We start from the raw sequence: 14,338 nt of genomic DNA, 5'->3' as shown, positions 1-14,338 counted from the left end.
GGTAAAGCTTCGCGGGAGGCCGGACGACCGCGAAGAGACCTCGCGCGAGCGAGGTCCGAGGGCTCAGCCCGGGTAGACCGGCGCGGTGCCCTTGCGGGTGACTTCCTTCCAGTTCGCGTCCGGAGGCAGCCGGAAGATGCCGCCGTCCAGTTCCGCGAGCAGCGGCTTGTCCTGGTTCTCGGAGGCGGCCACCGACTTGACGCCGCTGATGCCGGGCAGGCTCGGGGTGAAGGAGGCCGAGCCGTCCGCGTCGACGTACTGGATCTGGGGGACGCCCCCGGTCTCCCGGCCCACCACTACAAGGCGGCTCACCCCGGCCCAGGAGGCCGCTATGACGTCCTCCAGCTGCGGGGTGACGCGGCGCAGGTCGGCGACCGCGATCTGCGGGTCGTCGGAGGGCCCGGTGCGTTCGATGCGGCCGAGCCGCAGCGTGGTGTGCTTGTCCTCGCTCACCAGTAGGGCGATACGGACGCCGTCGGCGGCCACGCGCAGCGACTCGATGCGCCCGTTGCCGAGCTCCGGTACGGCGACGTCGACGGGTGTGCCGGCGCCGTCGCGGAACATGAGCAGCCGGGGCCGGTGCGGGTCGCGGTCGGCGACCCACAGGCCGCCGTAGCCGTCCCAGCTGGGAGCGCTGAGCCGGTTCTTCTTGTCGACGGCACGACTGCGTGCGACGACCGCCCCGAGTTGCCCGCCGGCGTCCAGCGGGGCCACGTAGAGGTTGCTGCCGTCCTCCGTGACCCCGGCCGCGGACTGCTCGTCGCGGCGCACTGCGACGGTGCCCAGCTTGACCGGCCCCGACCCGAAGGGCCCGGGCACGGTGATGGGCTGGGTGCCGTCGCCGCTGAGGCTGACGAGGTGGTGGTCGGCGTCGATGAAGTACTGCTCGTTGCCCTGTCCGGCAAGCCCCTCCGGGGCGTAGTCACGGGCTGCCTGCTCGCGCTGCAGGGAGCAGGCGGCGCGACCGCCGGGGCCCTGCACTTCCACGGACGGCAGGGGGCTGGAGGACATGCCCTGCACGGTCTGGATGAGCTGGGCGGCCATCCGCCGGCAGCGGAGGCTGTCGCCGGGCGCGCGGTTGAGCCGGACGGTGAGGCGCTGAGTGTCGTCGAGGGTGACCTTGGTGGCGCGGATGCCGCTGGAGAAGGCCGATTCGACGACGGGCTCCAGCCAGTCGGTGGGCCCGGTCAGCAGCGCGTCGACGGTGGCGCCCAACGGGTTGATGCGCTTGCGCAGGTACAGGGGGTCGGCGACCAGGGCCTCGCGGTGCCTGCCCCCGGCGAGGGTGTCGGGGCCCAGGGAGGCGAAGTAGTAGGTGTCCACCGAGCGGTAGAAGCGGTTGAAGTCGGCCTCGCTCAGCACGAGCCCGTCGCCGACGCCGGCGATGCGCCATTCGCCGTTCTCTTTGGTCAGCCGGATGCCGGTGCTGAAGGTGCCCTCGTCCGCGCGGTACGCGTGCCGGGCGTCGACGGCGGCGACCTTCTCACCGGTGAGGCTGATCTGGGTGCCGTCGTCGCCCTTGCCGTCGCCCGTGGAATCCGGCTCCGGCACCTGGGTGGAGCCGTCGGCGAGGATGGTGATCCCGGAGTCAGGCTTCCACCGCTGGGCCTGCTCCTTGGTCATGTAGAGCTTGGCGGTGTCGTACTTCGCCTCGTCACTGGTGGTCGCTTCGAGGAATCCGCTGACGATCTCCCGCGGCGTCTCGCCCTTTTGCGGTTTCACCCCGTAGACGCGTACCTGGGGGTCGCTGTCCGCGTGCTGCTCGCCGCCGACCCGGTGCACTTCACCACTGTCGGGCATGGAGGCACAGCCCGTGAGCAGCACGAGGAGGCAGCCCAGGAGCATGCCCGCCTTGACCGGCCGCGGTCGGCCGCCCCCCGTCGCGCGCATCAGCTCTCGTCCTCCCGCGCCTGGTCCGTGGTGGTGGTGTGGGTGGCCGTGCCGCTGCCGGCGCGGTGGCCGACGACGCGGGCGCCGTTGCCGGGCAGCGCGGCCGGGTCGGCGGCGGGAGGCCGGGGAGGGCTGAGCGGCATGTTCGGGATGGCAGGCGCGGCGAACCGCGACACAGGCACCCCGTGCAGGGCCGGGGTGCGCGACGGGACCGGCGCGCCCTCGAGGGCCACGCCGAGCGCGGTGGCGCCGGCGGGCATGGCGCGGTGGGCCGGGCCGGCGTTCAGTTCGCGGTTGCGGCGGGAGTCCTCGGGCTCCAGGGCGATCGGGGAGCCGCGCAGGCCGTCGGCGCCGGTACGGGGCAGGGTCAGCCGGAACTGCGATCCGCCCCCCGGTTCCCCCCAGGCCTGCAGCCAGCCGCCGTGCAGCCGTGCGTCCTCGAGCGCGATGGACAGACCGAGGCCGGTGCCGCCGGTGGTGCGGGCGCGCGCGGGGTCGGCACGCCAGAAGCGGTTGAAGACGCGGGTGGCCTCGCCGGGCTTGAGGCCGACTCCGTAGTCGCGGACGGCCACGGCGACGGCGCCGCCGGCGGACGCCATGCGGACATGGACGTCGCGGCCCTCACCGTGCTCGACGGCGTTGACGACGAGGTTGCGCAGGACGCGCTCGAGGCGCCGGGCGTCGGCCTCGACGGTCACCGGCTGCTCGTCGCCGTGGACGACGATGCGGCTGCCCTTGCGCTCGGCGAGCGGCTCGGCGCCGTCGACGACCCGGCGAACGACGTCGCGCAGGTCTATCGGTTCGGCTTCCAGGGCCGCGGCACCGGCGTCGAAACGGCTGATCTCCAACAGGTCGGAGAGCATCGACTCGAACCGGTCGAGCTGGTTCTGGAGCAGTTCGGCGGAGCGGGACGTCGCCGGGTCGAAGTCCTCGCGGGCCTCGTGGATGACGTCGGCGGCCATGCGGACCGTGGTCAGCGGCGTGCGCAGTTCGTGGGAGACGTCCGAGACGAAGCGACGCTGCATCCGGGACAGGTCCTCCAGTTGCTGGATCTTGACCTGGAGGGTCTGGGCCATCTTGTTGAACGATTCGCCGAGGCGGGCGATGTCGTCCTCGCCGGTGACCTTCATGCGTTCCTGCAGGTGGCCGGCGGCCAGCCGTTCGGAGATCTGGGCGGCCATGCGGACCGGGGTGACGACCTGGCGCACGACGAGCCAGGCGATCGCGCCGAGCAGCACGACGACGAAGATGCCGGCGGTGGCGAGGGTGCCCTTGACCAGGCCGAGCGTCTTCTCCTCCTGGTCGAAGGGGAAGAGGTAGTACAGCTGGTAGGGCTTGCCGTTGGGGTCGTTGAGGCGCTGTCCGACGATGAGCGCGGGTTCCCCCTGGGGGACGCTGTCGCTCTTCATCGAGGTGTAGCGCTCGTAGACCTCCAGCGTGCCGTCGAGGGACTGCCGCAGATCGGCGGGCACGCTCTCCTCGGGCCACACTCCGCCGGAGCCGCGCGGACCGTGGGTGCCGGGGCTGTCGGCCTGGGCGCTGTAGGGCCGCTGCTGGGCGTTGGAGCTGAGGGCGACGACGGAGTAGACGCCCTGGCCGCCGCTGGCGAGCTGTTCGACGAGGTTGTTGAGCCAGGTCGCGGTGTCGGTCTGGCTGCGCCCGTCGGTTCCGGTGTCACCGCTGTCGGTGACGTTGCGGGCCTTCTCCTTGGCCACGGCGAAGCCGCCGACGGCCTGGCTCTGCGCGGTCTGCCGCTTGGCGTCGAGCAGTCCGTTCTTGACCTGGCCGATCACGACCACGCCGAGGAGCAGCACGACGCCCAGCGACATCAGGAGTGTGGTGGCGACGACGCGCAATTGGATGTTGCGACGCCACAGCCGGGTGGCGGGCTGGAGCGGCCGCCGGGCCCAGCGCACGCACGAGCGGAGCACCGGCAGCAGGCCCGTGAGCGGGTCCGCGTGCCGGCTCTCCTGCCGCTCACGCTCGTACGAGGTCGCCATGTCAGCCCGGTCCGGCCTTGTAGCCGACGCCGCGGACGGTCACCACGATCTCGGGGCGCTCGGGGTCGCGTTCGACCTTGGAGCGCAACCGCTGGACGTGCACGTTGACCAGGCGGGTGTCGGCGGCATGCCGGTAGCCCCAGACCTGCTCGAGGAGCACCTCGCGGGTGAAGACCTGCCAGGGCTTGCGGGCGAGCGCGACCAGCAGGTCGAACTCGAGCGGGGTCAGCGCGATCGGCTGCCCGTCCCGCTTGACCGAGTGCCCGGCGACATCGATGACGAGGTCACCGATGGTGAGTTGCTCGGGTGTCGGCTCCTCCGCCCTGCGCAGCCGGGCCCGTACCCGGGCCACGAGCTCCTTGGGCTTGAACGGCTTGATCACATAATCGTCGGCGCCGGACTCCAGGCCCACCACCACGTCGACGGTGTCGCTCTTCGCGGTGAGCATGACGATGGGCACCCCGGACTCGGCACGGATCTGACGGCATACGTCGATGCCGTCCCGCCCGGGGAGCATGAGGTCGAGGAGAACCAGATCCGGCTTGGTCTCACGGAAAGCAGCGAGGGCCTTGTCACCGTCGGCCACGAACGACGGCTCAAAACCTTCGCCGCGCAGCACGATGCCAAGCATCTCTGCCAGTGCGGTGTCGTCGTCGACGACCAGGACGCGTCCCTTCATAGCGACCATCATCCCATTTTCGCATCGATAGCTTTGACCATGGTGTTTGTCGTCACTCCGCCGTGATCTCCGTCCACTGACATCTGCCGTTGACCTGGGATGTTTCGGAGCCGCCGACGTCACTCGCCTGTACGGGCTCCGGACACCTGGTTCCGGACAGTGAACACCCTGCCAGGTTCATGCCGAGGTGCGCGACGGGTCGTATGGCCTTGTTCTCCGACGAAGGTCACTTTGTGGCCCTTCCGACTCGCGGGGGGCCTCGCGGGACCCGGTCAGCGGACCGGGTCACAGGCTCTGGCCTCCCGAGATCTCGATGCGCTGCGCCGTCACCCACCGGTTCGCGTCCGAGAGCAGCGCGGCGAGTGCCGCACCGATGTCGTCGGGCTCGCCCATACGGCCGAGAGCGACCTGTGAGCCGATCCGGGTCCGCACCTGCTCGTTGTGCTTCATGCCACCGCCGCCGAAGTCGGTCGCCGTCGCTCCGGGGGCGATGGTGTTGACGCGGATACCGCGTCCGCCGAGTTCCTTTGCCTGGTAGCGGGTGAGGACCTCGATCGCGCCCTTGATGGCGCCGTAGGCGGCGTGACCGAGCGCGGTGATGCGCGTCAGACCGCTGGAGACGTTCACGACGGCACCGCCGTCGGCGAGCTGCGGCAGCAGGGACTGGGTGAGGAAGAACGCGCCCTTGAGGTGGACGTCGACCAGGTCGTCGAAGTCCTTCTCGGTGGTTTCCGCGAAGGAGGCCGTCAGGTCGTGACCGGCGTTGTTGACGAGGAAGTCGAAGGTCGTCCTGTCCCAGCGGGTTTTCAGCTCGCCGCCCAGTTGCCCGGCGAAGCCGGCGAAGGAGCTCACGGCACTGGTGTCCAGGCGCAGGGCGGCCGCGGACCGGCCCAGACCCTCGATGGCCGCCACGACGTCCTCTGCCTCGGCCCGGTTGTTCCGGTACGTGATCACGACGTCGACTCCGGTCGCGGCCAGTTACAGGGCACCGGCGCGTCCCAGGCCGCGGTTGGCCCCGGTGATGAGGGCGATCTTCTGGTGGGTGCTCACAGTGACTCCTTCGTGGGTGCTCGACGGTGGAGACCGAGCCGGTGGCCGGCGACCTCCCCCATGTCCAGTGGAGGGGCGGGCGGCCCGCGCAGCCAGTGCATCCGCTTTCCACGGACTGCCAGTACCAGGCCGCGGAACGAGGGCCGGCCGGCTGCCGCGAGGAGCGCTCGGCCGGGGCGGTGTCGAAGCGAGCCTGGGCATACGACGGCCCCCTGACCCGCGTCGATGCGCCGGTCAGGGGGCCGTTTCCCCGTTTCAGCCCGGGATCATCCCCGTGCCTGATCGAGATCCGGAGAACGCGGCGCACACAGTGCCGCCAGGGCATCCGCGGTAACGGGCGAGATCACTCCGTTCTCGGTGACCATTGCCGTGATCAGGCCCGGCGGTGTGATGTCGAACGCGGGGTTGTACGCCTGGGTGCCGAGCGGAGCCATGGCGTGTCCTGCCGCGTCCGTGACCTCGTGGCCGGGACGCTGCTCGATCTCGACGGACGCCCCGTCCGGGGTCTCCAGGTCGACGGTCGTGGTCGGAGCCACGACGACGAAGGGCACGTTGTGGTAGCGGGCCAGGACGGCGAGCGGGTAGCTGCCGACCTTGTTGGCGACGGAACCGTCGGCGGCGATGCGGTCGGCGCCGACGAGGACGGCATGGACCTCTCCGGAGGCGAAGAGCGAACCGGCGGCGTTGTCGGTGAGCAGCGTGTACGCCATGCCGGTACGGGCGGCCTCGTAGGCGGTGAGCCGGGCGCCCTGGAGCAGAGGGCGGGTCTCGTCGACCCACAACCGGCGCAGCTGGCCTCGCCGGTGGGCGGCGAGGGCGACGGCGAAGGCGGTGCCCTCGCCGCCCGAGACGAGAGCACCGGTGTTGCAGTGCGTGAGGATCTGGTAGCCGCCGCCGGGCAGGAGCTCGGAGAGCAGCTGGAGGCCGTTCCTGCCCATGGCGATGCTGGCCTCGGCGTCCTCGGCGTGGAGTCTGCGGGCCTCGGTGAGAGCGGCGGCCGCGGCGCGGTCGGGAGCGCCGTGGGCGTCGCCGGTCAGGGCGGCGCGGTAGGCGGCCACGGCGCGCTTGACGCCGTAAGCCAGGTTGACGGCGGTGGGCCGGGCGTGCGCGAGTGTTTCGGCGGCGTCGTCGACGTCGTAACCGCGCACTGCGGCGAGCGCCACACCGTAGGCGCCCGCTATGCCGAGCAGCGGCGCCCCGCGCACGGCGAGAGTGCGGATCGCCTCGACGAGCGCGGGCACATCGGTGCAGACCAGTTCCACTTCCTCCGCGGGGAGGCGTGTCTGGTCGAGCAGGACGAGGACGGGCCCCTCCGGCGGCTCCTCCCAGCGCAGCGCCGGAAGCGGTTCGTCGGGGTTCCTCTTGGTTTCGTTGGCCAGAGATACCACGTACTGATCACCCATCTGCCCAGTCTGCCGTGAACGGCAGCACGTTTTGAACGGTTGCGGCATACCGCATCCGCGGGTACAAGGCCACTTACCCCATGGCACGATTGCCACCGTCCCGGCGTTGAACGATCGGGTAGCGCAGTAACGAAGGAGCGATGATGAACGACTCTCCGGGCTGGGCCTCGCCCGGATCCTCCCCCTCCGACGAGCCGGGCCACCCGAACGGGCCCGACACGCCGCAGGATTCTGCGCCCCCGAACTGGACCCAGCAGCAGCCTCCGGCCGGCCAGTGGCAGGCCACCGGAAGCGGAGGATGGGGCAGCCCGCCCCCGCCCCCCACTTGGGGCGGCACCGCACAGCGCGGCTGGAAGCCGCCCCACTGGGGTCTTCCGCCCTCTCCCAAGCCCGGCGTCATCCCGCTGCGGCCGCTGGGAGTGGGCGAGATCCTGGACGGGGCGGTCTCGACCATGCGCGCGCACTGGCGGACGGTGCTGGGCATCGCGCTGGTGGTCTCCCTGGTCACCCAGGGCGCCTCGGTGCTGCTGCAGGGACTGGCCCTCAGTGACAACAGCAACATCAACGCCTTGGAGAACAACCCCGAACCCAGCCTCAGCGATGTCGCGGACGCCGTCGGCGGCAGCCTCGCGGGTGCCGGGGTCACCCTGATCATCACGCTCCTCGGCGTGGTGATCGCCACCGCGATGCTCACCATGGTCATCAGCAGAGCCGTGCTGGGCCGCCAGGTCACCACAGGAGAGGCGTGGTCCGACGCCCGGCCCCAGCTGGCCCGGCTGCTCGGACTGACCCTCCTGATCGCCCTCATAGGGGTGGGCATCGTGGCCGTCGGCATCGGCCCCGGGGTGGCACTGGCCGTCGGTGGCTCCGTCGGCGCCGGGCTCAGCCTCGCGCTGTTCGGCGGTCTGGCGGCGATCGTCGTCGTCGTGTGGCTGATGATCCGGTTCAGCCTCGCCTCTCCCGTGCTGATGCTGGAGAAGCAGGGCGTGGTCAAGTCCTTGGCGCGCTCCGTCAAGTTGGTGCGGGGCTCGTGGTGGCGGGTCCTGGGTATCCAGTTGCTCTCCTCGCTGCTCGTCTACCTCATCACGTCGATCATCCAGATCCCCTTCCTGATCGTGGGCCTTGCCGTCAGCGGCGACGGTCTCTCCGCCTTCATGTCGGGCAACTCCGCCGGTCTCGGCTGGTCCTATCTGATCGTCGTCGGCATCGGCGCCGTCATCGGATCCACCATCACCTTCCCGATCAGCGCGGGCGTGACCGCCCTGCTCTACATGGACCAGCGCATCCGCCGCGAGGCCCTGGACATCGACCTCGCCCGTGCGGCCGGCGTCACCGGATACGGAGAGCCGACGGGCGCGCCCGGCGCGAGTCCGGCCTCCGGGGCCTGACGCCGGTGTCGGGGGACGTACCGGTCACGATCCCGCGCGTTCCGGCGCGCGAGGCGGCCGAGGACGAACTGTCCAAGGCCGTCTACCACCAGAACGACCCCGGCCTCCTCCAGCGCGCCCTGGGGTGGCTGTGGAGGAAGTTCGCCGATCTGATGGACAGTGCCTCCGGGTCCGCCCCCGGAGGCGCTGTCGGCCTGGTGACGGTGGCCGTGCTGGTCGTCGTACTGGTCGTCGCCCTGCGCCTGCACCTCGGCAAGCTGCGTGCCCAGCCCACCGCGGGCAGCGGCCTGTTCGCCGAGGCGCCGCGCACCGCCGCGGAGCACCGGGCCGCGGCCGAGGAACACGCCCGCAACAACGCCTGGACCGGGGCCGTCCAGGAGCGGATGCGGGCGATCGTGCGCTCCCTTGAGGAACGCGCCGTGATCGACCCCCGCCCAGGCCGCACCGCCCACGAGGCTGTGGCCGACGCCGGCCGCCACCTGCCCGCCCACGCAGCGGCGCTCCGCGACGCCGCCCGCACCTTCGACGACGTCACCTACGGCAACCGGCCGGGCAGTCCCGAGGCCTACGCGGCCCTCCGCGATCTGGACACCCACGTGGGGCGCACCAAGCCCCGCTTCGCCGAGACCGCCGCGGCACCGTCCGGGAGCGCCCGCCCGTGACCACTGCCCCGGCAACGACACCGGACCCTGCCAGTACCGCCGTGTCTCCCACAGCACGTCAACTCTGGGGCCGCTGGCGTGCCGTACTGGCCGCGGGCCTCGCCCTCGCGCTCTTCGGCGTCGTTTACGCCGCCCTGCAATCCGGTGAGAACCACCATGCCCTGGACCCCCGTTCTCCCGACCCGACAGGCAGCCGGGCCCTGGCACAACTCCTCCTCGACCGCGGCGTGACCACCACGGTCGTCACCACCACCGACGACGCCGCTGCCGCCGTCGGCCCCGACGCAACCCTCCTCGTCACCGTTCCGGACCTTCTGACGGGACGTCAGCTGCCGCCGTCGGCCCCGACGCAACCCTCCTCGTCACCGTTCCGGACCTTCTGACGGGACGTCAGCAGTCGCGTCTCCGCACGGCCATGACGCAGGCCGGCGGTGGCCGCACGGTCCTGCTGGACCCGAGCGACTCGTCCGTCGACGTGCTCGCCCCTGGGGTCCGCTACGCGGGCCCCACCCCCGTCAAGACCCGTAGGGCCGGATGCGACCTGCCCGCCGCGGTCCGCGCGGGCGACACCGATCTCGGCGGCACCGCCTATACGACCACCGCCGAAGATGCCGACCGGTGCTACCGCACCAGCGCGGGCAACCCCACCCTGGTGCGTCTTTCGACAGCCGACGGTGACGTCATCGTCCTGGGGACCCACGCACTCCTGCAGAACGAGAACCTCGGCGACCAGGGAAATGCCTCCCTCGCCCTGCAGATCCTCGGTGCTCATTCGCAACTCGTCTGGTACCTCCCCTCTCTCGATGACGCGGCCGCGTTCGACGGCGGCCAACAGAGCTTCCTCGACCTCATCCCTGACGGCTGGAACTGGACCTTCATCCAACTCCTCATCGCCGCCGCGCTTGCCGCACTCTGGCGGGCCCGCCGACTCGGCCCGATCGTCTCCGAACGGCTGCCGGCGACCGTGAGGGCCGCGGAGGCCACCGAAGGGCGCGCCCGTCTCTACCGCCGGGGCAACGCCCGCGCCCGCGCCGCCGAGGCGCTGCGGACCGCGACCCGGGACCGACTGGCTCCCCTCCTCGGGATCCCCCCATCCCAGGCGCACGACGCGAGCTCCCTCGCCTCAGCGGTCGCCGCACACCTTGACGACCCCGCGACGGATCCGCACGTCACGCTGTACGGCCCTCCCCCGGCCGACGACGCCGCCCTGCTGCGCCTCGCCGACGACCTCGACGCACTCGAACGCCGCATTCTGCGCAACGAGAGGAAAGCAACCCCGTGAGCGCCGCTCCCACTGCCGACAGTGCCCGCGCCTCCCTGGAGGCCCTGCGCACAGAAATCGCCAAGGCCGTCGTCGGCCAGGACCCGGCAGTCACCGGTCTGGTGGTGGCCCTTCTCTGCCGCGGGCACGTACTGCTCGAAGGCGTACCCGGTGTCGCCAAGACACTGCTGGTGCGAGCGCTGGCCGCGTCGCTGCACCTGGAGACCAAGCGCGTCCAGTTCACACCGGACCTGATGCCCGGCGACATCACCGGCTCCCTGATCTATGACGCCCGGACCGCCGAGTTCTCCTTCCAGGCCGGCCCCGTCTTCACCAACCTCCTTCTCGCCGACGAGATCAACCGCACGCCACCCAAGACACAGGCCTCACTCCTGGAGGCCATGGAAGAGCGCCAGGTCACCGTCGACGGCATCCCACGCCCGCTGCCGGAACCGTTCCTGGTCGCGGCCACGCAGAACCCCGTCGAGTACGAGGGCACCTATCCCCTCCCGGAAGCCCAGTTGGACCGCTTCCTCCTCAAACTCGTGCTGCCCCTGCCCTCCCGCGAGACGGAGATCGACGTCCTCACCCGACACGCTGAGGGCTTCAACCCCCGGGACCTGGGCTCCGCCGGCATCGGCCCCGTCGCCGGTCCCGCCGACCTCGACGCCGCGCGCGCAGCGGTAGCCAAGACAGCGGTCTCGCTGGACATCACCGCCTACATCGTCGATATCTGCCGCGCCACCCGTGATTCCCCCTCACTCGCTCTCGGCGTCTCCCCCCGCGGGGCCACCGCACTCCTCGCCACCGCCAGGGCCTGGGCCTGGCTCACCGGTCGCGACTACGTCACACCCGACGACGTGAAGGCCCTGGCCCTGCCCACACTCCGGCACCGGATCCAACTGCGCCCCGAGGCCGAGATGGAGGGCACGACCTCCGACTCGGTCATCACCTCGGTCCTCGCCCACGTCCCCGTGCCCCGCTGAGACGACAGGCCGACCCGATGTCATTGACCGGACGAACCGCCCTCCTCGCCGCGATCGGCGCCCTCGTTGTCGGGGTGCTCCTCCCTGGCTGGAACGGCATCCTGGTCGTCGAAGGCTTCCTTCTCCTCGGAATTGTGTGCGACCTCGCCCTTGCCGCGCCAGTGCGAAAGCTCCATTTCACCCGAACCGGTGACACATCAGTTCGACTCGGCGAGATCGCGGAGATCACGCTCACCGTGACGAATCCGCACCGCCGCACCCTTCGTGCCGCCCTGCGCGACGCCTGGCCCCCGAGCAGCTGGCACCCCGGCACCGAGGTCACCTCCTCTCGCCACAGCCTGACCGTCCCCGCCGGTGAGCGCCGCCGCCTCACCACCGTCCTCCAGCCCACCCGCCGCGGTGACCGCCACGCGGAACGCGTCACCGTCCGCTCCTTCGGCCCCCTCGGCCTGGCCGCCCGCCAAGGCTCGCACCAGGTGCCCTGGGCCGTTCGCGTGCTGCCGCCCTTCCACAGCCGCAAGCACCTACCTTCCCGCCTCGCACGCCTGCGGGAACTCGACGGCCGTACGTCAGTCCTTGTCCGGGGGCAGGGAACCGAGTTCGACTCGCTGCGCGAGTACATCCCCGGCGATGACACCCGCTCCATCGATTGGCGGGCCACCGCCCGCCGCTCGACCGTCGCCATCCGCACATGGCGCCCCGAACGCGATCGGCACCTCCTGGTCGTCCTGGACACCGGACGCACCTCCGCAGGACGCGTAGGCGACGCACCGCGGCTCGACGCCGCCATGGACGCGGCTCTGCTCCTCGCGGTGCTCGCGGGCCGCGCAGGCGACCGCGTGGACCTCCTCGCCTACGACCGCCGCGTACGGGCCTCCGTACAGGGTCGCGCCGCCGGCGACATACTGCCCGCCTTCGTCAACGCCATGGCCCCGCTGGACGCCGAACTCGTGGAATCCGATGCGCGGGGGCTTGTCGCGACCGTCCTCCAACGCGCCTCCCACCGTTCCCTGGTGGTGCTCCTCACCGGCCTGGACGCCGCCCCCATGGAAGAAGGCCTCCTGCCGGTCCTGCCCCTGCTCACGCACCGCCACGAGGTCCTCGTCGCCTCCGTCGCCGATCCTCGCGTTCAGGACATGGCCGCGGGACGCGGCAGCATCGACGCGGTCTACGCGGCCGCCGCGGCGGAGCAGGCCCGCGCAGAACGCCGACGCGTCGCAGAACGTCTCTCCCGCCACGGCATCACCGTCGTGGACGCCCCACCGGCCGACATCGCCCCCGCCCTGGCAGACGCGTACCTCGCACTCAAGGCCGCCGGCCGCCTGTAAAAGCGCTGTCGCCGGGAGTGGCCAGAACGCAAAAAAGCCCCGGCCCCCGAGTGATGAAACTCGGGAGCCGGGGCTCAAAAATTGTTCGGCGGCGTCCTACTCTCCCACAGGGTCCCCCCTGCAGTACCATCGGCGCTGAAAGGCTTAGCTTCCGGGTTCGAAATGTAACCGGGCGTTTCCCTAACGCTATGACCACCGAAACACTATGAAACTGTCGAACCGGCACCGGCACAAAAAAGCCGGGGTTCGTTGTTTCAGAACTACACAGTGGACGCGAGCAACCTACGGACAAGCCCTCGGCTTATTAGTACCGGTCAGCTCCACCCATTACTGGGCTTCCACATCCGGCCTATCAACCCAGTCGTCTACTGGGAGCCTTAACCCCTCAAGGGGGTGGGAGTCCTCATCTCGAAGCAGGCTTCCCGCTTAGATGCTTTCAGCGGTTATCCCTCCCGAACGTAGCCAACCAGCCATGCCCTTGGCAGGACAACTGGCACACCAGAGGTTCGTCCGTCCCGGTCCTCTCGTACTAGGGACAGCCCTTCTCAAGACTCCTACGCGCACAGCGGATAGGGACCGAACTGTCTCACGACGTTCTAAACCCAGCTCGCGTACCGCTTTAATGGGCGAACAGCCCAACCCTTGGGACCGACTCCAGCCCCAGGATGCGACGAGCCGACATCGAGGTGCCAAACCATCCCGTCGATATGGACTCTTGGGGAAGATCAGCCTGTTATCCCCGGGGTACCTTTTATCCGTTGAGCGACGGCGCTTCCACAAGCCACCGCCGGATCACTAGTCCCTACTTTCGTACCTGCTCGACCCGTCAGTCTCACAGTCAAGCTCCCTTGTGCACTTACACTCAACACCTGATTGCCAACCAGGCTGAGGGAACCTTTGGGCGCCTCCGTTACACTTTAGGAGGCAACCGCCCCAGTTAAACTACCCACCAGACACTGTCCCTGATCCGGATCACGGACCGAGGTTAGACATCCAGCACGACCAGAGTGGTATTTCAACGTTGACTCCCCCCAAGCTGGCGCTTGGAGTTCACAGTCTCCCACCTATCCTACACAAGCCGAACCGAACACCAATATCAAGCTATAGTAAAGGTCCCGGGGTCTTTCCGTCCTGCTGCGCGAAACGAGCATCTTTACTCGTAGTGCAATTTCACCGGGCCTGTGGTTGAGACAGTCGAGAAGTCGTTACGCCATTCGTGCAGGTCGGAACTTACCCGACAAGGAATTTCGCTACCTTAGGATGGTTATAGTTACCACCGCCGTTTACTGGCGCTTAAGTTCTCAGCTTCGCCCCGACGAATCAGAGCTAACCGGTCCCCTTAACGTTCCAGCACCGGGCAGGCGTCAGTCCGTATACATCGCCTTACGGCTTCGCACGGACCTGTGTTTTTAGTAAACAGTCGCTTCTCGCTGGTCTCTGCGGCCACCACCAGCTCGGGAAGCAAGTCCCCTCACCAGCAATGGCCCCCCTTCTCCCGAAGTTACGGGGGCATTTTGCCGAGTTCCTTAACCACAGTTCACCCGAACGCCTCGGTATTCTCTACCTGACCACCTGAGTCGGTTTAGGGTACGGGCCGCCATGAAACTCGCTAGAGGCTTTTCTCGACAGCATAGGATCATCCACTTCACCACAATCGGCTCGGCATCAGGTCTCAGCCTTAATGAGTGGCG

At 69.6% G+C, this 14,338-nt stretch carries 10 protein-coding genes, 2 rRNA genes and 1 pseudogene (1 of these 13 only partly in view); 6 read left to right on the top strand and 7 right to left on the bottom strand.

Features of this window, described 5'->3' with window-relative positions:
- Nucleotides 1-63: 63 nt before the first annotated feature.
- The 5 genes and pseudogenes from RV983_RS22480 to mtnA form a co-directional block, all read right to left on the bottom strand.
- A complete protein-coding gene (locus RV983_RS22480; RefSeq protein ID WP_475987540.1) occupies nt 64-1,890 on the bottom strand; it encodes an LpqB family beta-propeller domain-containing protein in 1,827 nt (608 codons plus the stop codon).
- The gene (gene mtrB / locus RV983_RS22475; RefSeq protein ID WP_475987539.1) at nt 1,890-3,890 is read right to left on the bottom strand and encodes an MtrAB system histidine kinase MtrB; all 2,001 of its coding nucleotides are present in this window, start codon (nt 3,888-3,890) and stop codon (nt 1,890-1,892) included. The genes RV983_RS22480 and mtrB overlap by 1 nt, the downstream gene beginning before the upstream one ends.
- 1 nt (nt 3,891) lies before the next feature.
- Nucleotides 3,892-4,581, bottom strand: coding sequence for a two-component system response regulator MtrA (gene mtrA / locus RV983_RS22470; protein WP_078620260.1), 690 nt, complete (start codon nt 4,579-4,581; stop codon nt 3,892-3,894).
- Between the two features lie 273 nt (nt 4,582-4,854).
- Nucleotides 4,855-5,619, bottom strand: a pseudogene (locus tag RV983_RS22465) (SDR family NAD(P)-dependent oxidoreductase).
- Nucleotides 5,620-5,885: 266 nt separating this feature from the next.
- Complete coding sequence (gene mtnA / locus RV983_RS22460) at nt 5,886-7,022, bottom strand: S-methyl-5-thioribose-1-phosphate isomerase (protein WP_475987538.1); 1,137 nt, start codon at nt 7,020-7,022, stop codon at nt 5,886-5,888.
- A 143-nt stretch (nt 7,023-7,165) separates the two neighbouring features.
- Between mtnA and RV983_RS22455 the strand changes: the two genes are divergently transcribed.
- The 6 genes from RV983_RS22455 to RV983_RS22430 are packed head-to-tail and all read left to right on the top strand — an operon-like array spanning nt 7,166 to nt 12,647.
- Entirely contained in the window at nt 7,166-8,410 is a 1,245-nt protein-coding gene (locus RV983_RS22455; RefSeq protein WP_475987537.1) for a DUF7544 domain-containing protein, read from the top strand.
- A 5-nt stretch (nt 8,411-8,415) separates the two neighbouring features.
- The gene (locus RV983_RS22450; RefSeq protein ID WP_475987536.1) at nt 8,416-9,072 is read left to right on the top strand and encodes a DUF4129 domain-containing protein; all 657 of its coding nucleotides are present in this window, start codon (nt 8,416-8,418) and stop codon (nt 9,070-9,072) included.
- A gap of 41 nt (nt 9,073-9,113) precedes the next feature.
- Nucleotides 9,114-9,455, top strand: coding sequence for a DUF4350 domain-containing protein (locus tag RV983_RS22445; protein ID WP_475987535.1), 342 nt, complete (start codon nt 9,114-9,116; stop codon nt 9,453-9,455).
- 32 nt (nt 9,456-9,487) lie between these two features.
- Entirely contained in the window at nt 9,488-10,354 is an 867-nt protein-coding gene (locus RV983_RS22440; RefSeq protein ID WP_475987534.1) for a DUF4350 domain-containing protein, read from the top strand.
- Nucleotides 10,351-11,319, top strand: coding sequence for an AAA family ATPase (locus RV983_RS22435; RefSeq protein WP_475987533.1), 969 nt, complete (start codon nt 10,351-10,353; stop codon nt 11,317-11,319). The genes RV983_RS22440 and RV983_RS22435 overlap by 4 nt, the downstream gene beginning before the upstream one ends.
- A gap of 17 nt (nt 11,320-11,336) precedes the next feature.
- Nucleotides 11,337-12,647 carry a DUF58 domain-containing protein gene (locus tag RV983_RS22430; protein ID WP_475987532.1) on the top strand — a complete coding sequence of 437 codons (1,311 nt, stop codon included), beginning with the start codon at nt 11,337-11,339 and terminating at the stop codon, nt 12,645-12,647.
- Nucleotides 12,648-12,730: 83 nt separating this feature from the next.
- Here RV983_RS22430 and rrf read toward each other — a convergent pair.
- A 5S ribosomal RNA gene (rrf, locus tag RV983_RS22425) occupies nt 12,731-12,847 on the bottom strand.
- 84 nt (nt 12,848-12,931) lie between these two features.
- Nucleotides 12,932-14,338 (bottom strand): 23S ribosomal RNA (locus RV983_RS22420) (it continues 1,716 nt past the right edge of the window).

Source organism: Streptomyces sp. RLA123 (assembly GCF_056270165.1).
The sequence above is the reverse complement of the archived record's forward strand: the minus strand, read 5'-3'. Positions and strand labels throughout refer to the sequence as shown.